Consider the following 20,473-nt stretch of genomic DNA (forward strand, 5'->3'; position numbering starts at 1 on the left):
CTGATTATCTATCAATTTCAGGAGCACAAACTCCCATTGTGTCTAACCAAATTGCTGCGTCTTCTATCCTGTGACCCGGTAAGTATTTTTCAACACCCAGTAATCCTTGAGGATAAGAAGCACCTCTAACTGCTATTCTGTATGGCTTGTCTCCACCATCTGAAACCATGTAATAACCATATTCCCCTCTTGTACATTCAATATGGCTATAAACTTGACCTGCTGGAACTTTCCATCTTAAAGCGCTACCTCTAGAAATTCTTGCCCTAACTTCTCCTTCAGGCATTTTATCTATAACCTGTCTTAAAATTCTTATACTTTGAAGTATTTCTTGGTATTTTATGCTTAACCTTGTGTAAGCATCTGAATAAGTAGCTGTCGGAACATCGAATTCAACTTGGTCATACCTTGCGTATGGGTCAACTTTTCTTATATCATAAGGTTTCCCTGTTGCTGACCTCATTCCTATTCCAGTTACCCCCAGTTCCCAAACTACTTCTTCAGGAAGCATAATTTCGTCTTTAGTTCTTTTTTGGATCATTGGGTTTTTAAGGATAAGATCTTCATATTCAGGCATTCTTTTTTCCAAATAATCTAAATATTCTATTATTTTGTTTTCTATGCCTTCAGGAAGATCTTTTCTTACCCCACCAGGAACAATGTACATGTGATATACTCTCGCTCCTGTTATCTCTTCAAAAATGTCGAGGATCAAATCCCTATCAGCCATCGCCCAGTTTGGACCTGTGTAAAGCCCGGTAGGGCCACCGATTCCACCAAGAGACATTAAATGATTTGAAATTCTCGCCAGTTCAAGAATAAGCATCCTTATCCAGTGTGCTCTTTCAGGAATTTCTATATTTCCAAGAGCTTCTATTCCCATTGCATAAACCATTTCGTTTATATCCGGTTCGGGAACACAAATTCTTGGTATCAAAGCAAGATTGTTCATCCACAATCTTCTTTCCATCAATTTTTCAAAACCTCTGTGAAGCATTCCTGGCAAAGGCCTTGTTTTTATTATTTTATCTCCTTCAACATACATGTGAACAGAGAAGTTTCCGTGCATACCAGGGTGGTTTGGCCCTAAATATAATTTTAATTCTTTAGCCATTTGTTTCACCTTCTCCTGTTTTAAAGTCTACTTTGTATTCTCTGTCAGGATATTTTCTTTTTGAGTATTCAAGTGGGTCAAAATCTTTTTTCATTGGAGGCATATCATCCCACAATTCCAAGAAAAGAGGCTTTTCGGATACTTTGTTTCCTTCAAATTTAACACCAAAAAATTCGTGAACATCCCTTTCATAGAATTTTGCACCTGGGTAAAGATGTGTGATAGTCTCAAATTTTGGTTCTTCTCTATCTATCTTTGTCCTAACAATCAAAGTAACTGCGTTTTCCCAGTTCATAAATGTATATGCCAATTCGTATTTATTTTCTTTTATCCAGTCTATACATGTGATTAGAGTCATCTGCCTCCAACCTTCGTTTTTTATAAAACTCAAGACAGCCTGAAAATCTTTTTTATTAATTTCTATGGCAATTTGATTTTTTATAGGAGTTTCTGTTTTAATAAGTTCAAACTTGTTTTTCAAACTTTCAATTATATTTTCTATATTATTCGTGGAATTCATCTTTTACTCGCACCTCCTTAAGAGAGAGGATTTGATTTGGTTTGTAATAATCTTCATAATGATTTTGATACTTTTTCCATCCATTTGCCTCTCCTGATTTAATCATGTCCATGAGTTTTTTAAACCCATTCATAATAGCTTCCGGCCTGGGCATACAACCCGCTATGTAAAGATCAACTGGTATGTAAAAATCCAATTTATTGATTGTTGCATAAGAATCATAATAAATTCCACCGTTTAAAGTACAAGAACCAAATCCAACCACATATTTAGGATCCATCATTTGTTCATAAGTATATATAACCCTTCTAAGAGTTTTTACCGAAAGATAACCTGTTATGAGCAAAACATCTGCCTGTCTTGGAGTAGCCATAGGACCCATACCTATTCTTTCCATATCAAAACGCGAAGTCATGGTTGGTGGTAATTCAACAGCTCCACAGCCAGTACAGTAATGGAGCATCCATACAGACTTACTTCTCATAATATTTTTTATTTTATCCCAGAGATTAAATGAATCGTTTAAATCTCCATCGTTAATATTCAATTCGTTAAAATCATCGTTCATAGCCATATTTTCACCCCCAAACCGGTAAAGATAACAATAGCGGTTTGAATTAATGCAAGTATTAAAGGTACTTTGTAATAATTGAAAACAACTTGATCTACTTTGAATCTTCCGAGTACTGCTGAAATGATTGTGGCAAAAAGATACACTGCTGCGTATTTTATGATGTAAGCCACAATTCCTCCGCCGCCTAAGAAAAGGTTAACAAATAATCCAACTTCTATAAACACAGCATACTCGTGTTGTAACATGAGCATAGCAATATGTTTTCCACCATATTCAACAAGCGGACCAGAAGCTATTTCTGCAGGTGCGATAGGAGTGTCATATGGTTTTTCTGCAAGCATACCCATTAAAGATATAAACCCTGCTATAGCTCCCAACGGCATTCTAAATAGATGCCAGTCTAAAAATCCCCCTGTTTGCATTTCCGCTAAAGCAGAAATTGAAGAAGTTTCGTAAACATGGATCATTCCAAAAACAACAATCATAAAAGGAACTTCATAAGCAAGCATTTGTGTCAATGCTCTCATAACTCCTATTGAAGCCCAAGGATTTCCAGAACCAACAGCACTCATTGCCATTCCAAGAGAACCTATAGCTAATAAATACACAATTATAAAAAAACTGTCCAATCCATCAAAGGCAACTATTCCAGCAAAAGGCATGAAAATAGCAGTTGCCATAGTTCCACCCAAAGCCATGATTACACCAAAATCGTAAATAAATCCATGACTTATAGATGATTTTGAAAATGCTTTGAAAACATCAATAAAAGTCTGGTACCAAGGAGGACCAACTCTTCTTTGAACTCTTGCAGTTACCTTTCTTTGAAAACCTTCAAGAGTCAATTGCCATAAAAAGGCTATTAATAATAATAGTAATCCTATTAAATAACTCATACTATATCACCCCAAAAATAGACGAGAGCAAAGAACAATGTAATCCAGAATATGGAAACGGAAATACTCTTTCCAAAGAACCATGATTTAACCATACTTCCAAATTCATGTACTCTCATTGCTATCGCATCAAATAAGATTTCTACACGTTTTTTGTTACCGTATGAATTTTCAAAAGATGCGTAATAATTTTTCCCATAATGGTACATATCTGGATCATGGATGAATTCTGCTGAAGTATATGTATCCATTTGATCGACTTTCTTCGCTTTTTGGCTCATGAAGAATAATACTGCAGCGACTACAAATCCAAGCCCAAATACCAAAGTAACGACTAACGAATCCCACATACCTGTGCTTGCAAAAATCTTTGTTCCATCAAGTCTAATTCCATCAATACCCAATGTTTCTTGTATTTTACCAATATATTTCAACATGACACCTGGGAAAATCCCGAAGAAAATTGTTAAAAAAGACATAACTATTAAAGGTATTTGCATCAAAAATGGAACTTCTTTTATATCTTTGTGTTTTGGTGAAAGTTGGCCTAAAAATGCAGCAGACAAAGGCCTGAAAACATACATAAAACTACCAACACTACCAAAAAAAGCAGCAAATGCCAAGAACATCATTCCATTAGAAGATAACCCTTGAAATATCAACCATTTTGAAGCAAATCCACTCATAGGTGGTATACCAGCAAGTGAAATGATAGCTATTAAATAAGCCGCAAAAGAAAGAGGCATTCTCTTTATAAGTCCACCAAGCTCAGACATCTTTGTTGTTCCAGTTCTATAAGCAATCCCTGCAAAAGAAAGGAACATAGCTCCAGAAGCCATGGCATGGTTGAAAATATGCATTAACCCTCCTGCAAAGCCCACTTGATCAACCATAGCAATACCTATCAAAATATAGCCTGAATTACTCACTGTTGAATAAGCAATCAACTTTTTTGCATCGTCTTGTTTTATTGCCATTAAAGTACCAACAACAATGCTTATTCCACCCAAAACCATAATTAAATAGTTTTCAAAGGGAACTCCCATAATTTGTAAATGATCTGAAAAAATATTGAACGATGGTATAACTGCTGTCACAATTAAAGCTATAAATCCTCCAACTTTAACAAGTCCTCCAGATAATACTGGTGAAAAAGTGTGTGGAGCACTTCCATGTGCTGCTGGCAACCATGTGTGAAACGGGAAAATTCCAAGTTTTGTTAACCCAGCCATGATCATCAAAAAGAATACAAAAATGTATTCATTAGGATTGGAAATCACAGCACTCGAAATTGTTTCTATATCAAAAGTATTGAAAGAATTGTAAAGATAAAAAATTGCGTAAAGCATTGAAAATGAGCCAATTGAACTTATTGTGTAATAAATAATCGGTGATTTTCTTGATTTCCCCATTGGGATTATGAAAAGAGATGCCCAAACTACGATTTCAAAGAAGATAAACATAGTTAAAAAATCTTTTGCATAAAAAACTCCCAAAGTACCAACCATTGAAAGCATAAACAACAAGTTGTATGCAGCTGGATTGATCAACTTCTTCATCCAGTATGGATTGAAAAAAGAAACCAAGAAATAAGTTAATGATAAAATCATTGAAAAGAACCAGGCATAATTAGAAGTTATAAATGAAATGTCAAACTCTCCAAATTTCACCAAATCAAAAATTTCTCCTGCACTATTTTGGTAACTTAACAATGAAAAAAACAAATAACCTGAAAAAATTATGGTAAAAAACCCTCCGACTTTTTTGTTGAATTTGGTCAAGAAAAATACTATTAGAGAGCTTAATAAACCTTGAATTATTATATTATTTAAAGCCATATTATATTCCTCCCATTACACTGGAAAGATATGTGTTTATATCTCCTAAGCTGTTTGCCGCTTTTTCTATATTTTCTACAAGAAATTCTGGTGTGATTCCAGCAACAACAAAAACAGCTCCAACAACTAAAGCAATAATAGAAACTGTAAATCCATTGAGAATGGTGTAAGACGTTCCCGCTTCTTCTGAGGATTCGTCGCCTTCTTTTCCAGGATTCCATAATTTAACCAATAATCTAATGTAATAAATACCTTCGATTATACTTCCAATCAAGATAAATGCAGGAATCCACATATTTGTTGCAAAAGCTGTCTGCAAAATATTTATCTTCCCGTAGAACCCAAAGAATAAAGGAAGTCCTATCAATGAAAGTGCGGAAATTGTGAATCCTAATCCCATCATATAATGCTTTCTGAAAATACCAGCGAGATTGTCTATATCATCATCTTCATTGCTGCTGTATGTTTTTGTAGCTATTGAAAACATAACCATCTTCGCAAAAGCATTGTTCACAAGTTGTATTAAAGCTGCATAGAACCCACCCAATAAAAACATTGTGATAATCAACCCAGCCTGGCCTATACTTGAAAAAGTCAAAATACTTCTCAAGTTTTTAGAAGCCATAGCTGCACTTTCTGCAAAGATAAACGTCATAAGAGTTAAAGTAATAAAAGCGTAGATTAAATTTGTGTCAATAGTCAAAATCTGCCCAAACACTCTCCCAACTACTGCTGCTGAAACAGTCGCATAGACCGTTGAAAACATTGGCCCTGTTAAAGTATTTGAGTTTCCAAAAATTCCCCTAACCCAAGAATTGAAAGGAAGAATTTTCGCTTCAACTGCCAATCCTGAAAAAATAAAAGTAAAAGCAAGAACTTTTACAGAGTTGCTAATTTCAGGTAATTTTGAAGCAAGATCTGCCATATTCAAAGTCCCCGCTGTTCCATAGAGAATTATTATTCCAAACAAATAAAGGCTAGATCCCACAGTTCCCAAAATCAAGTATTTGAAAACTGAATAATATTTTTCTGTTGAACTCGCTAATATATAGGCACTTATTGCTATTATTTCCATAAATACGAACAAGTTGAAAAAATCACCTGTCATAACGATACCATTAACTCCTGCAAGAGTTACAAGAAGAACTGTTTCATTCTTTTTTAAATCCCACATTCCATTCAAAAGAGTTAAAAAGAAAAGAATGTTCACAATAATCAAAATCAAAAAAGAATAATCGTCAACAACAAGATTGATTCCAAAAGGTGGCTTCCATCCACCAATTACATAAGAACCGTTTTCTATAAAAAAACTTCCTATAGCCGTAAACAAAGAAACACCAAATAAAAATACTCCAGATAGCTTCTTAACCATAATGGATAAAAATGCTGCTAAAAGAGGTATTGCAACCAAAAGAATTGGATTAATCATTGTCTTCACCTCTTATTTCATCTATTTCAAGAGTTCCGTTTTTTTTGTAGATATTTCTCGCAAGCATAAGTGCAACTGCTGTAACACCAAAACCAATAACAATAGCGGTAAGAACAATCGCTTGAGGAAGTGGATCCACAAAATTAGTGTCATTTTCAAAAATGATGATTGGAGCATTTGAGCCGCTAATATAACCAGTAGAAATAATAAAAAGGTTCAACCCCAACTCCAAAATATTCAAAGAAATAATCATTTTAACGATGTTTTTTTGAGACAACAAGCCATAAATTCCAACCAACATCAAAATTATGTATAAATATTGACTCATTATTCTACCTCCCCGTTAAGGAAGTTCCCCAATAAGTTAGATATTTCTGATCCTACTTTTAGACCAACCAAAACATATAATATTGGGACAATTCCAGCTGAAATCAAATCTCCAACATTTCCATTTGGTAAGAAATTGTATAAGAAATATCCACCTATAGACAAACCTGCTAATCCTATTATTAGGATCAAACTTCCCGCAGTACCTTCCATAATTTTAAAAGCTGTGATTTTTGTTTTAAACTCTTCATCACTCAAATACATGAGCAAGAAAGAAGAACCAATCATAGCCCCTCCTGGAAATCCTCCACCTGGTGAAAGATGACCATGGATAAAAATATAAATACCTGTTATTAAAATAATTCCAGAAATAATCTTCATTCCGTTTTTAAGAATAAAACCTGGTTTAACAGAAAAAGTCACCTTTTCCTTCAAAAATCCACCGAGCAAAGCAACTCCAAGAGCAGAAACAAAAAGAACTGTAACTTCTCCCAAAGTATCCAAACTTCTGTAATTAACAACAATAGAAGTCACAACATTGGCAGAACCAGATTCTGGAGATTCTCTATCTGCGTCCACATTTTTATCTACATAACTATTCGCTACAGTATCTGAAATATTCTTTTCACCAAAAGCTTTAAAATCAGAATCTTCGCCATACAACCCGGTAAAAATAAAAATTCCAACCGCTACAGTTAGTAAAATCGCTATTATTCTCTTCATTTAGTATCACCTGTCTTCTTAATTTGAGTTAAAGTGATAACAAACAAGAAAGTAACTAACCCAGAACCAATGACAGCTTCAGTGATGCCTACATCAGGTGCCTTCATAATAATAAAAGAAACAACAGAAAGCAAAGACATCAAAGACATATAAATAACCGAATTAATAAGCTTTTTTGATTCAATCGCTAAAATTGCAAACAAGAGCATCAAAGCTCCCGCAATAATTTCTACAACCTCTATCATTTTTCATCATCTCCATTCAACAGAGACTTCAATTCGTCTTTTTCTACGTCTTTTTTGACGTTAGAAATATATGCTGCCCTTGCAAGAGTCGAACTCCCAACTGGATTGGTAACTGTTAAAAATACGATAATCAAAAGTATTTTTATCATCCAATCTGGATTCAACAAACCTATCCCAAATAAAAGTGCTATAGTTCCAAGAGTCGTAGCTTTTGTTCCAGCTTGTAATCTGTTAAAAACATCGGGCATTCTAAACATACCAAGGCCGCCCAAAGCATAAAACAAAGCACCGATAAAAACAAAAATATATCCTAAAATATTCATTTCTTATTCGCCTCCAAATATCTGGACACAACTACAGTTTCCAAGAAAGAAAGCGCTCCATAAACTATAGCTATATCTAAATAGAGAGAATTTTCAAATATATGTGCTAAGAATACAATCAACCCTGTAATAATTACGTTCATAGTGTCTAAAGCTGCTGCTCTGTCTGCCACGGTTGGTCCCATAATCAACCTAAGAATTGAGAAAAAAGCTCCAAATCCTATAATGGCAAAAACAATAATATCTGTCATTTAAAGATACCCCCTAAGATTTTTTCAAAAGAACCCGATACTTCCTTTGAATAATCCTCAATTCCTTCACCTTTGACATCTATCCAGTGTACATATATATATTGATCATCCACATCAACAGACATTGTACCAGGTGTCAAAGTAATAGAATTAGCAAGAGTTAATTTACCTGTTTTGCTTTTAATATCAGTTTTTATCTTAACAAACCCAGGATTCAATGGTATCTTGGGGCTAAGAACCCTCCTTGCTACATCCAAATTGGACAAAAGCATTTTGTAAAGAAAAACTGGTATATAAACAAAAATAAATACAAATACCCGGTATATAATACTCAAGTTGAACGAAAAATTAAGATATTGTGAAACAACGAAAGCAAGCACAAGCGAAGCAATCGCACCCACAATCATCTCTTGAGTTTCAAAACCGGATAAGGCAGTCCAAATCACCCAAAAAGTCACAAAAGATGATAAAAACTTTTTCATTTGACTCCCTCCTTATACCTAAATATACTTTGTGAATTTTATCTTTTATTAAGCATAGAATAATTCATTCTAATTATTCATTATATTATACCGGTCTATAGTATATATGTCAAAGTCCATATTGAGATACATTCGTTATCATGTTGGGGTATAATCGGACTTTTTTTCGCTTAACAAAGAATAATTAACATTTTTAATAAATTATTATCATATCAACAAAATTATTAACATAAAAAAATCCCTCCAAAATGATAAATTGGAGGGATACTGATTTTTATACCATTTCTCTATTTCATAATGATCACGGAATACATTTTAAGGCTAACACTAGCAAACTTAAACACTATAATAACAGAACAAACCGTCCCGAGAGCAATAGGTAACTATGTCCTTATTCCTTTATTAATAATCATGTTCTTTCTATCGATAAAAACAAAAAGATGATTTGACTGCATGTCAAATCATCTTTTTTGATATAATTATTGGTATTTTTTCGTTTAAATATAGTCATCATTAAAATTTAAACGAACTCTAAAAAACAGTAATATAAACAGTTTCAAAAATTATCTTTTTAATAAAACACTCCATTATTTGTTTAAATAGAAAATAAGCATATAATTTTAAACGAATATTATAAATCAATATTTAATCATTTAAAATCCATTCAGAATTCTTACCAGCTCCAATAATTTTTATTTTATTTTCTTTTTTCATTTTAGTTAATAAATTTTTGAACAGCCCCATGTCAAGTAGACACAAAAATTAATAAAAAACTATATACAAATGAATGCATGGCTTCTGAACTCAACAGGAGACAAGCATCCAATTTTTTTATACTCTCTATAATTTATTAGTTTCTAGTTTTTTCATTTTTGCTGGGACGTTTTTTGTCATTTTTCATTTGTTTTTTACTACCTATTCGGTGTTTTTACACAATTTATTTTACAGACTCGAGTTTTTAAACTCATCTATTTCAAGTTATATACAAATACTTTTTCATTGTCGTATGCTGTTTTTCCACTGTCTTTGAAACCTAAGCTTGTATAGAATTTTATCGCTCTTTCGTTTTCTGGGTTAGTGCCAAGCCAAAGTTGTTTTTCTTCTGGATATTCTCTTAAAACATTTTCTATGACTTTTTTAACAGCTTCTTTTCCATATCCTTTCCTTTGATAGGGAGTATCAATAGACAACCTCCAAATCCATAGTTCATCATCACCATCTAATCCATACATTACAAAACCAGCTACTTCTTTCTCTTCGTTTATAATTGCCATTGGTTTTCCTTTTGGATAGACGTATGCTTGTGCAATAGAATAAACATTTGGAGCTACATGATCTTGTTTTTTCATATTTACCAGTTTATAGAAATTATCCCGGTTTATTTCTTCTAAGAACACCATTTTATCCAACCCCTTATAAAAAGATATTTTTCTTTACTTTTTTAAATCCAGAACATAGACTTTTTCATCATATTCAGTTTTCCCTGTATCTTTAAATCCTAGACTAGTGTAGAGGTTGATTGCTCTGTCGTTATCTGGTAATGTACTAAGCCAAAGTTGTTTTTCTTCTGGATATTCTTCTAAAACATTTTCTATGACTTTTTTAACAGTTGCTCTACCATATCCTTTCCTTTGATAGGGGGTATCAATTGATAGCCTCCAAATCCAGATTTGATCGTTTAGATCTGGGTCAGGACCGTACATAACAAAACCAACCAGTTCATTTTCTTTGTTATATATTGCTCTTGGCTTCATTTCAGGAAATAAATAAGCTTGTGCAATAGAAAATACATTTGGTGCAACATGCTCTTGTCTTTCCATTTTTACTAATTTGTAAAAATTTTCATCGTTAACTTCTTTCAAAATTACCATTTTTACCATCCCCTTTTTCTTTTTAAATCTTTATAAAATAATAAATAGATGCGATTAACTATTGAAAATTATTGTACAAAATTTATCTGAAAGAACGCTGGAAATGCGTTAAAAAAATTGCATGTTTGAACTGTTTTTTGTGAGTTTGCAATTTTTAGCATTTCCAAGTGATTGAAGATACTATTTTTTCAATAATTTGATCTAGTGAAGAGTGCTATTTATTATTTATCTTAATAGCAAAATTAAAGTTTTATAATATCAGTTGCTATGATTTTAACAAAATATCTATCATACTCAATAAAAAGTATTGTTGGGTCATATTTTAATATAGCCTCTTTCAATTATTTTTCTTGTTTGCATGTCAATGTAGTTTAAAGACTCATCCCAAATGTACAAATCATATCCTTTTTTGGCGACTCTATCTTTCGTCAAACAGTTTTGCCATTCAGGGATTTGTTTTAAATGGTTGATTTTTATATTTCCTTTATTTGGTTCTAACTTGTTTAACAACAGATTCAGAAGAGTTGTTTTTGCTGTTTCGCTATTCCACTGTGATAAAGCTGAAAGAAAAAAAGTGTTTTTAAAGTACCAAACAGAGATGAGTAATTCAAAGAATTACCATCTCTATAAAATGCCTTTTTATTAATCTAAATAGTATTTTTCGTATAGTCTTATAAACTCTTTTTGTTCTTCAGTTAGCTCATAATTACTTTCTTTCAATTCTGAATATGTATAATAAGCTTTTTCATAGTTTCCGGAAGCTTCATAAGCTTTTCCAAGTTGTGCTTTTATATTGTTTGAAATTGTTTTTCTTGAATTTAAGAATATTATTGCCAGTTGATATTTTTCTTGCCATATTAAAACGTTGGAATAACCAATGATTAATTCTTCTGTTGTGTAATATTTTAAAAGATTTTGATATATTTCTTCTGCTTTTTTGTATTCTTCGTTTCTTGCAAACTCATTAGCTTCTAAAATAGCTGCAGTATAATTTTCATAATCTTTCATAAAATCCTCATACCAGCTAATAAAATTGAGTTCTTCCGTGGTGAATTCAACTTTGTTTACACAAGTTTCTTGAATATCTGAATAATTCTGGTAAGCGTCGTCAAAGTTTTTGGCTTCATAGTTTATTTCAAACATTTTTATATATACTTCACAATCTTTTGGTTCTATTGCTTCCAAAAAACCAATTGCAGAAGGGTAATCCCCTTTTTCTGCGTAAACTTCGGCCATTTTAATACTGATTTTTTTGTCGTTGACAAAGTATTTCGATAATTGTTCTAACAAATATTCAGCTTTTTCTTCGTCGCCATTGTCTATAAGTTTTTCTACTTCTTGGATAACTCCATTATACGAACCATATGGTTTTATCACTTCTTGGTACCAGTTATAAAAGTCTTTAAAGTTCTGCTCTATCTCATATCCGCTGTTTAAAAGCTCATCATATAACTCGTATGATTTTGAAAAGTTTCCCATCCAAAAATATATTTTCGCTTTGTTTGCTTTTATATCGTTGTTTTCTTCTTCGAATTGATATAATACACTCAGAGCTTGCTGATATTTTTCTTGCCAAGCAAGCATGTTTGAATAGGCTATTACAACATCTACAGTTCTATAAGTTTCCATCAAATCTTTGAATATCTCTTCTGCTTTTTCATACTCTCCATTCCAGGAGTAGTTCAAAGCTTTTTTGAATGTATCTTCGAATATGGACGAAAAAGAAACTGTTATTAAGAGTATTGTTAGCGTTATTATTATAGTTTTTTTCATATCATCACCTCATTTTATTAACCTTAGTTAATAAAATTATATCAAAAATTAATCTTTTATTTGCTGTTTAATGAAATTTTCCATGTAATGTAAGAATATTTGATTGTAGTACCCTTCAAAGTACACGTCGTTAGCATGTCCAGAATACGGGAAATAAAGGGCTACAGCTTTATTATCTTTTTCTTTGTATTTTTCTACAAAATTTTTCGTATTTTCAACGAAAACATATCCATCGTGAGTTCCTTGGTATATAAGAAATGGTGGCTGATTTTCCTCAATCATCAACGAAGGAGAATTGTAAGCTTCTATCCCTTCTAACCCCACGTCATCTGCCAGCGCATTTGCGGGGTAAAATGGGATGACTCCTCTTATTTTGAAATCGTCTAAAAAATCGTTTTTATACTCTGAATTGTTCTTTGCAAGTGAATAGGCTGTAGCAAGGTGACCTCCAGCAGAACCACCAGAAATAAAAACGTTATCCAGATCAATGTTGTAATCTTCTTTGTTTACTGATATGTAGTTGGCGAATAAGCCTATGTGTCTCACCAAATCTTCTATTGTGAAGTTACCTTTTCTTGGATTGTCGCTTTTTTCTCCAAAATTGTATAGCCCATATTGGATGTCGAATACAGCATAACCCTTTGAAGCAAAGTATTTGTTCATCTGCATCATGTTTTCAAAGCCTTTGTTTCCAGATATCCAAGAACCTCCGTGTATTCTCACTATTACAGGTAATTTCTCCTCAGAGTTTTCTGGATAAAAGTAATCGAATTTCAGTTCAATAAAATCATCGTTCCCTTTTTCATCTTTATAAAAGACCACATCTTTTTTATAAGAGTATCCTTCAATTTTTGTTCCCAGAAAATAGTCTGTCAAAGAAAACATATTTTCTCTAACTGGTATTTCAGAATAGATACTGCTGTATTTTTCTGAAAAATCGTCTATTTTTAAAACTGTAGATAACATTGGTATTGAAAATAAAACGAAAAATATCACTCCAATAACAAAACCGGCCTCTCTCAAAACTTTTCTTTTTCTAAAATTGGAATACATAATTAGCCCATAAGAAAGACCTATGAATCCAAAAAAGAATGCAAAATGTGGAAAATAAATTTCAACACTTCCCAAATAAGTTATTGAATATAGCACTACCAAGAGATAAGATAAGATCAAAATATTTATTATCGCAAAAATGTATTTTATAAACCCTAATTTACTTGCTTTTGGCTTTCTAAAATATTTGTTGTAAGACAATGTTTTTATGTTGTTGAAAATAGCCCCACCAAAAACAATTAAAAACCCAGCATATGTCAGAATTCGACTTCTCAAAATTTCTATTGAATTATAATCATAATACATCATTCTAAGTACGTTTCCAACGATCATCATGAAAACACCTATTATGGATAGGTATAAAAACACTTTGGGATATTTGTATGCTTTTAGCTGTTTGTAATTAAAAAAGTAAATACTTAGATAATCTAAAACCAAAACAATACTCATTATTATTCCAAGATAATCATTTATTTTGTAGTCTATAGAAAAATAGTTCAATATTCCAAGTATTATTATCGCTATATTTGAAAATAGTAAAAATGTGTTAGCTTTTCTTCTCACACTATTTACCCCCGTTAACCATTATTTTTTAAAAATTCGTCTATTTCTTCCATGGTTGGAATAGACGTTTGAGCCCCAATTTTTGTTGTAGATAAAGCTGCAGCTGCGGAGGCTTTTTTTATACTCTTTCTTAGATCCTCTGTTTCTAAAAATTCGAGTACCAATGTACCGTTAAACACATCTCCCGAAGCTGTTGTATCTACGGCTTCGACTTTGAATGCCCCAAATTCATTTATTTCTTTATTTTGGTTTATATACAAAGATCCTTTTTTACCAAGTGTTATTATTATATTTTCTATTTTTGTCTTTTCTTTTAGTTCTAATAGTTGATCTTTCAATTTATTTTCATCGTATTTTTTATTTGTTGTTTTTTCGTATATATAAGAAAACTCGTTTAGATTTGGAGTCAAAACAAAGATATGCTCTAAATTACTTAAGTCTGTTTTTTCTTTTGGGGCTGGGTCGTAGAATATTTTTATATTCTTTTCTTTTAACTTAGTCAGTGAATAATCAATTATTTCTTTTGGTAACTCGTTTTGTATAAGAACTATATCTAAATCTTTGTCAAACCTATCCAAAAAGTCATCAACCATTTCTTTTTTCATTTTGTGGTTTGCTCCTGGTGCAGTTATTATTCTGTTTTCACCAGTTTTTTCTACCTCAATAAAAGCCCTTCCAGTTTTTTCTCCTTTTAATATTTGATAACCAATCAAATCGTTTTTGTCGAACTCCTTTTGCAGAGCTGTTCCATAGAAATCATTTCCTATACAAGTTAGAAAAGCTGTTTGTTTATTTGAAATTTTTGAAACTGTAGAAGCCTGGTTTGCCCCTTTCCCACCATAAAATATTTTATAATCCAGTGAATTTTGGGTTTCACCCGGCTTTGTAAAGTGATCTGTTTTTAGATATGCATCAATATTTGTGCTACCGATTATTCCTATCATCTTATCCCCCCTTGTTTATCTATTATAACGTGATAATAAAAAGAGCTGCAAACGCAGCTCCTATTAAAGTTCATTTTGTTACCAAATAATATCTAAAAGAGTAGTTCAGCTTCTCTTTTTCCAAAATTTTAAAATATTTTTCTATTTTTTTGTCTGTTTCTTTGACCATAGAAGATCCGACTGTTGGATATGTAAGAAGGTTTGAAAAATACAAAGGAATATTTTTCAAAAAAAATTCTGTTTTCATGTGCTCCACAAATATTATTCTTCCATCTTTTTTAAGGACTCTTTTAATATTTTTCATTGCTTTGTCCTGATCTTGTACAGAACAAAAGACGTCAATAGAGAGGATTGTATCAAAATAATTGTCTGGTAACTCAAAGTCTTCTAATCTTTGGTTAATGTATTCAAGAGATAAATCTTCCCTTTCTTTTGCTTTTTCTCTTGCAATTTTAAGCATACCTTCGCTTGCATCTAAGAGCGTTACATCAGAATTTTTTGGATAATATTTTATGTTGTTTCCCGTTCCTGCGGCTATATCCAAAACTTTTCCTTTTATTAAAGGGACATATTTTTTTCTATATTTATCTATTGATTTTTCTTCTACTATGGATAAAAATTTATCATAATTTGGGGCGATTTTGTCATAACTAAAAATCATTTAAATCTCTCCTATTTATCATTCACAAAGTTTTTGTTCAAGTTGAATTGTTGAATGGTTTATGGAAAATTTTTCTTCTAATATTTTATTTATTTCTTTAATATAGCTATCCAGTTTATAATCACATTCTTGTACGAGCGATACATGGCCTTCAAAGTAAAGATCAATACCATCAGTTGTCCAAACATGAATATGGTGAACATTTTCAACATAAGATAATTTTTCAATTTCTTCTTTTATTTTAAATGTATCTATATCTGCTGGTTTACCTTGTACAAGAATATTCGATATTTCTTTTATAAGATTAAAGCTTTCAAACAATATATAAGTGCTAATCACAAAAGTAAAAATGGGATCCAGAATATACCAATTATAATTCATTATGAATATTGCCCCAACAATTATCATAACAGAACTAAGTGTATCACTCATTATGTGAATAAATGTAGCTTTTAAGTTTAAATTTTCTTTTGAATCTCTAAACAATAAAATAGCTGTGATTAAATTACCTGCTAAACCCACTACAGAAACCCAAAGCATCAGCTGACCATTTATCTCGCCTGGATTCATTAGTTTATCTATACCTTCAAATATCAGAATGGCAGCTATTGCTATTAAAAATACTGTGTTTAAAAAAGCTGCAAGTATTTCAACCCTTTTATAACCGTATGTTCTTTTTTCGTCTTTTTGTTTTTTTGATATTTTCCTTGCTATATAACTTATTAGTATAGCCATTGAATCGTTTAAATTGTGAGTTGCATCTGACAACAAAGCCAAACTGTTTGAAATAAACCCACCTATGAATTCTGCTGCTGTGATAGTCAAGTTCAAAAATACTGACCAAAAAAGCTTTTTGTCCGTCATGCTACTCGTGTCATGATGATGCTCATGATCATGATTATGACTATTGTTTTGGAACATTATTTTTCCCCCTTGCTTATAAATGAATACCTATTCATATATTCAATTATAACATTATATATTATTTATTTCAATATTTTTTGCTTCCAACCATTAACATACAACGAGCAACTAACAACCGAGAATTTGTTTTACAAATTCTCACTATCTTCCAACAGAAATCTCTGATTTCTATATGAATGTTACAAAACAATTAGTGGAGTGCACCCCATATTTAATTGAAGCTTTACATAAATTACTATGTTTTTACTGTTGACATAAGGTTTACTTCACGAACTATAATAGTAGTGAAAATATAAATACTTACTTCTAAGGAGGAGTTATTATGACTAAAAGAGATAACAAAATACCTAGTGCAAATGAAAACATCATGAACCAATATTCTAACGTTGCTGCTGAATTAATGAGAAGTTTCTAATCACTTTCTTTTAAAGGAGGGATTAACATGTTTAGAAATAATAAAAAGTTAGAAAGAAATTATGATAGCGCCAGAGAAGATTTATACAATAACCATTCTAATATAGTTTTAGAATTAATGAGATACTAACCTCAATAAAATAAATTCATCTAAAAAGACGCCTTTTTTTAAAAAAGGCGTCTTTTATTTATTTCACTTTTCTTTCTAATGCATTTACTATTTCACAGTCAAATTTTGCTGGGCAGCCTTTTTTTAGTATGGTTAAAACTTTTTCTTTTGGCCAGGGATCTTTGTAAACTCTTTTTGCTGTTAATGCATCGTATATGTCTGCAACAGCCAAAAGCTTTCCAAATAAAGATATTTCATCTTCTTTTTTTTGGTAAGGATATCCTGTGCCATCCAACTTTTCATGATGCTCTAAAGCTCCCAACGGGATGTTCTTTGACAAAAAGTCTATTTCAGATAAAAGGTCTCCGCCTATTATAGTGTGTGATTGTATTATTTTATATTCTTCGTCTGTCAATTTTCCTGGTTTGTTTAGTACTTCATCAGGAATCCCTATTTTTCCAACATCATGTAACAAAGCGGAAATTTCCAACTCTTCTAAAATCGAATCATTGAATCCAAGTTCTTTTCCTATTGTTACAGCAACTTTTGATACATTGTTTGAATGAGTATGTGTATATCTATCTCGCAAGTCAATGGCCGTAGCGACTGCAAGAATTATACCTTTTATAGTGCTACTCAAATCTTCATATATTTTGGAATTCAAAAGTTTGTTGGAAATTAGAGATGAAAAAAGTTCTATTACCGATTGATCTTTTGAAATATAATTTCCATTTTTATTCACTGCTTCTATAACCCCAATCGGTTCTTCGTCAACTAATAACGGAGTTGCTATTAAATTAGTTGTGGTATATTTTGCTTTTTTATCCGTTTTTTTAAAGTGTTTTGGATTTTTTTGAGCATCGTTTATTATTATAGTTTCTTTCTTTTTAAAGCACTCTCCAGCTATGGACCCTTCTATGGGAACGTCTATAGTTTCGATATTTCCACTGGCCCCTCCAGAAGTTATGTAGAAGTTTAGCACGTTTTTTTCTTCGTTGAACAATAAAATTGAAGCACCATCTGAATTCAAAAGCTTTCTTAAAGCATCTTCTGTCATTTTTAAAACTGTTTCCAGTTTAAAATTACCATTTATTAGATTTATCAAATCCAAAACGTTTGATTTTTCTTCGTAAAAATCTATTTCTTCAATATCCTGATTATGTAGTGCGTTTTCAACTGCTATCTTGCCAAGTCCTTCCAGCTCTTTTTCTGAAAAAATCAGGTAATCGTTGATTTTATTAACAAAATTTCCTTTCTTGCCATAAACCTTTTCTTCTTTTTCAATTCCAGATATTTTTAGATCATAAAATATCGAATTATACATTTTTAAAATTCTCTTGATTCAAAACTCAAACTATATACAAATTTTCTTTCTCTCATGTTGTAATTCACAGAATATATAACCCCAGAGCTTTCTAAAACTGGGTAATAAATATATCCATTTAGGTTTGTATTGTCGTTTAAAAATGCGTTATCTACAGTATCATCTTCTAAGAAATTGTACTGCATATACGTAAATCCGGCTTTTAGTTCTGGGAAACTACCCATAGCAGGCAAGTTTAACGATAGGTCACCTTTTAACAAGCTATCTCTGCTTTCGCTGAATGGTCTGTTGTAGTTGAATATAACGTTTAGATAAGGGTCTATGTTAAGCGTTGCTTTACCCATCAATCCAAAAGATTTATCTGTATCTAAGTCCATGTATATATCATTTGCTACATTGTATTCATAATATGGATTTAAGTATTCCATATTGAATCTAGCTGAAAGGTAGTTTACCCCAAACATGAATTGGAAATATGGTGGTAAGTTGATCGTTGGTCCTACCAAAGCACCATAAGTCATGCTTCCATCTTCAGTTAATACAACGTCGCCTTCAACTCCCAATCTAAAGAACATAATATCTCTATAGATTGTTGCTAAATAGGCTTGTGAAAATTCGTTGTTTGGTATTTCTTCTCTTAAGTTGAACACTCCAGTTACTTCTGTGTTAAATGCGCCTAAGTTTAAATCTGCGTATCCAAAGAAAACATCAGATGCTTGAGAATAAACAAAAGGTACAAATGAGTTAACCTCATAAGGAACGTGTGCTCCAACTCTAACATTCGCAAGTCTTAACTCGGCATCTAATACTCTTGAATATGGAATGTAATAATTGTTCATAAACAATCCAAGTCCTTTAGTATAAGCCGGACTCTTCCCATATCTTAGATAAAAAGATGAGAAATCGAATTTTAAATAATTTATTGAAAAAGCACTCCAAAGATCTTCAGATGGAGAAGCTGATTGTGTTGGGATCCCATAGTATAATGGGCTATCAATTTCTGTTTGATAAGCGTTAAAGCCTATTCCAAAACCAAATCTACCAAAATCAAATTCTGGTGCAAAAGAGTAAACTAAGTAACTTTCAGATCTTTTCTGTTGTTTCCCAAAAGATACATCCCCTATTGATGCCGATACTCCTGTTGGAGCTGGTGAAGTGGGAACTGATGTCGTTTGCGGCTCTTTTTCATCTTGAGGTTCCTTTGGTTTTTCTGTATCTTCTTCTGGTTGATTTTCCTGTTCATAATTTTCTAAATTGGTATCAATGTCAGAAATATTTGGTTGTTCTCCTTGATTATATGTAAGCATGTTGTTTGCATTAATTGGAAACAATACACCATTTACAGATGTGAACACAGTCCCTTCAAAGGTTCTTACCTTTGTAGTTCCACCAGTTTTTTCAAATCCAAACTGTGTGCCTCTAACTCCAGCTACTACTGAGCCAGAACTCACTATGTATTTTGAACCCGGAGCTAAAATTTCATCAATTTTATTTATTGTTTTACCCTTTTTCAACTCGTATTGAATGTCTATATCTCCATTTTCGGCAGCTCTTAGTCTGGTTATAAAAAGCTGAGTTTCTGGAGAAACATTTATTTCTATATCATTATTTGGTTCTTTCAAAATGATAAATCCATCTTCCAAAGTCATTAATTCTGAATTTTCTTCAATATTTTTGTTGGGATTCAAAGTATCCCAAATTTCTTCGTCTGGTTTTTTATACAGTACATTTCCCTTTTTCTCTAAAATAACCAATGAGGTTTCTGGCTTTTCTGTTGCCTCGTCAATTATATTAATTTTGATAACTTTTTCAACGGTTCTTTCTTCGTTATAAAAAGTAATCGTTGATTCCCCCGATATCAAAGGGGCTAAAAACAATATTTCTGCCTGACCGCTTTCCAAATCAATGCCGTCAAACAAAATAAATGGATCGTCAAACCCCCCATTTGATACATCTACATATAAATAGGTAATTGTTGATTGATCAGTTGTGATTTCAATTGGTACACTTTCACCTACCAAAACATTTTGTGAGTCTAAGTTGATGGTAAGCCCTGCAAAAACAAACGAAAAACTCAATAGTAAAAAAATTAATAATCCCCTTTTTTTAAACAT

At 32.0% G+C, this 20,473-nt stretch carries 22 protein-coding genes; all 22 read right to left on the bottom strand.

Features of this window, described 5'->3' with window-relative positions:
• Positions 1 to 4 precede the first annotated feature (4 nt).
• Entirely contained in the window at positions 5 to 1,114 is a 1,110-nt protein-coding gene (locus BLS00_RS08370) for an NADH-quinone oxidoreductase subunit D (RefSeq protein ID WP_091404806.1), read from the bottom strand.
• On the bottom strand, positions 1,107 to 1,634 hold the full coding sequence (locus BLS00_RS08375; protein WP_091404808.1) for an NADH-quinone oxidoreductase subunit C: 528 nt from the start codon (positions 1,632 to 1,634) through the stop codon (positions 1,107 to 1,109). The genes BLS00_RS08370 and BLS00_RS08375 overlap by 8 nt, the downstream gene beginning before the upstream one ends.
• A complete protein-coding gene (locus BLS00_RS08380) occupies positions 1,618 to 2,208 on the bottom strand; it encodes a NuoB/complex I 20 kDa subunit family protein (RefSeq protein WP_091404811.1) in 591 nt (196 codons plus the stop codon). The genes BLS00_RS08375 and BLS00_RS08380 overlap by 17 nt, the downstream gene beginning before the upstream one ends.
• Positions 2,199 to 3,104, bottom strand: coding sequence for a respiratory chain complex I subunit 1 family protein (locus tag BLS00_RS08385; RefSeq protein WP_091404813.1), 906 nt, complete (start codon positions 3,102 to 3,104; stop codon positions 2,199 to 2,201). Before BLS00_RS08385 ends, BLS00_RS08380 begins: the two co-directional genes overlap by 10 nt.
• Complete coding sequence (locus BLS00_RS08390; protein ID WP_091404817.1) at positions 3,101 to 4,942, bottom strand: proton-conducting transporter transmembrane domain-containing protein; 1,842 nt, start codon at positions 4,940 to 4,942, stop codon at positions 3,101 to 3,103. The genes BLS00_RS08385 and BLS00_RS08390 overlap by 4 nt, the downstream gene beginning before the upstream one ends.
• A 1-nt stretch (position 4,943) precedes the next feature.
• Complete coding sequence (locus BLS00_RS08395; RefSeq protein WP_091404819.1) at positions 4,944 to 6,371, bottom strand: complex I subunit 5 family protein; 1,428 nt, start codon at positions 6,369 to 6,371, stop codon at positions 4,944 to 4,946.
• A complete protein-coding gene (locus BLS00_RS08400) occupies positions 6,364 to 6,699 on the bottom strand; it encodes a sodium:proton antiporter (protein WP_176759881.1) in 336 nt (111 codons plus the stop codon). Before BLS00_RS08400 ends, BLS00_RS08395 begins: the two co-directional genes overlap by 8 nt.
• Entirely contained in the window at positions 6,699 to 7,421 is a 723-nt protein-coding gene (gene mbhE / locus BLS00_RS08405) for a hydrogen gas-evolving membrane-bound hydrogenase subunit E (RefSeq protein ID WP_091404826.1), read from the bottom strand. The genes BLS00_RS08400 and mbhE overlap by 1 nt, the downstream gene beginning before the upstream one ends.
• Positions 7,418 to 7,666 (bottom strand): Na(+)/H(+) antiporter subunit B, encoded by a 249-nt coding sequence (locus tag BLS00_RS08410; RefSeq protein WP_091404827.1) that lies wholly within the window; start codon positions 7,664 to 7,666, stop codon positions 7,418 to 7,420. The genes mbhE and BLS00_RS08410 overlap by 4 nt, the downstream gene beginning before the upstream one ends.
• Positions 7,663 to 7,989 carry a monovalent cation/H(+) antiporter subunit G gene (gene mnhG, locus BLS00_RS08415; RefSeq protein WP_091404831.1) on the bottom strand — a complete coding sequence of 109 codons (327 nt, stop codon included), beginning with the start codon at positions 7,987 to 7,989 and terminating at the stop codon, positions 7,663 to 7,665. The genes BLS00_RS08410 and mnhG overlap by 4 nt, the downstream gene beginning before the upstream one ends.
• On the bottom strand, positions 7,986 to 8,240 hold the full coding sequence (locus tag BLS00_RS08420; protein ID WP_091404833.1) for a cation:proton antiporter: 255 nt from the start codon (positions 8,238 to 8,240) through the stop codon (positions 7,986 to 7,988). The genes mnhG and BLS00_RS08420 overlap by 4 nt, the downstream gene beginning before the upstream one ends.
• Positions 8,237 to 8,722: a Na+/H+ antiporter subunit E gene (locus BLS00_RS08425; protein ID WP_091404836.1), complete on the bottom strand. Its 486-nt coding sequence runs from the start codon at positions 8,720 to 8,722 to the stop codon at positions 8,237 to 8,239. The genes BLS00_RS08420 and BLS00_RS08425 overlap by 4 nt, the downstream gene beginning before the upstream one ends.
• Positions 8,723 to 9,690: 968 nt before the next feature.
• Entirely contained in the window at positions 9,691 to 10,122 is a 432-nt protein-coding gene (locus BLS00_RS08430) for a GNAT family N-acetyltransferase (protein ID WP_091404838.1), read from the bottom strand.
• 33 nt (positions 10,123 to 10,155) lie between these two features.
• Positions 10,156 to 10,593, bottom strand: a complete 438-nt coding sequence (locus BLS00_RS08435; RefSeq protein WP_176759882.1) for a GNAT family N-acetyltransferase — start codon at positions 10,591 to 10,593, stop codon at positions 10,156 to 10,158.
• 315 nt (positions 10,594 to 10,908) lie between these two features.
• Complete coding sequence (locus BLS00_RS10620; protein WP_091404842.1) at positions 10,909 to 11,103, bottom strand: hypothetical protein; 195 nt, start codon at positions 11,101 to 11,103, stop codon at positions 10,909 to 10,911.
• A gap of 132 nt (positions 11,104 to 11,235) precedes the next feature.
• Complete coding sequence (locus tag BLS00_RS08445; RefSeq protein WP_091404845.1) at positions 11,236 to 12,366, bottom strand: tetratricopeptide repeat protein; 1,131 nt, start codon at positions 12,364 to 12,366, stop codon at positions 11,236 to 11,238.
• Between the two features lie 48 nt (positions 12,367 to 12,414).
• Positions 12,415 to 13,983, bottom strand: a complete 1,569-nt coding sequence (locus BLS00_RS08450; RefSeq protein ID WP_091404846.1) for an alpha/beta hydrolase — start codon at positions 13,981 to 13,983, stop codon at positions 12,415 to 12,417.
• A 14-nt stretch (positions 13,984 to 13,997) separates the two neighbouring features.
• Complete coding sequence (locus tag BLS00_RS08455) at positions 13,998 to 14,927, bottom strand: PfkB family carbohydrate kinase (RefSeq protein ID WP_091404849.1); 930 nt, start codon at positions 14,925 to 14,927, stop codon at positions 13,998 to 14,000.
• Positions 14,928 to 14,997: 70 nt separating this feature from the next.
• On the bottom strand, positions 14,998 to 15,588 hold the full coding sequence (locus BLS00_RS08460) for a class I SAM-dependent methyltransferase (protein WP_091404852.1): 591 nt from the start codon (positions 15,586 to 15,588) through the stop codon (positions 14,998 to 15,000).
• Between the two features lie 18 nt (positions 15,589 to 15,606).
• Complete coding sequence (locus BLS00_RS08465) at positions 15,607 to 16,509, bottom strand: cation diffusion facilitator family transporter (RefSeq protein WP_244885747.1); 903 nt, start codon at positions 16,507 to 16,509, stop codon at positions 15,607 to 15,609.
• 605 nt (positions 16,510 to 17,114) lie between these two features.
• Positions 17,115 to 18,359 carry an HD domain-containing phosphohydrolase gene (locus BLS00_RS08470; RefSeq protein WP_091404854.1) on the bottom strand — a complete coding sequence of 415 codons (1,245 nt, stop codon included), beginning with the start codon at positions 18,357 to 18,359 and terminating at the stop codon, positions 17,115 to 17,117.
• A 2-nt stretch (positions 18,360 to 18,361) separates the two neighbouring features.
• On the bottom strand, positions 18,362 to 20,473 hold the full coding sequence (locus BLS00_RS08475) for a FecR domain-containing protein (RefSeq protein ID WP_091404857.1): 2,112 nt from the start codon (positions 20,471 to 20,473) through the stop codon (positions 18,362 to 18,364).

It is taken from the genome of Geotoga petraea (genome assembly GCF_900102615.1).
GTDB classification, from domain to species: domain Bacteria; phylum Thermotogota; class Thermotogae; order Petrotogales; family Petrotogaceae; genus Geotoga; species Geotoga petraea.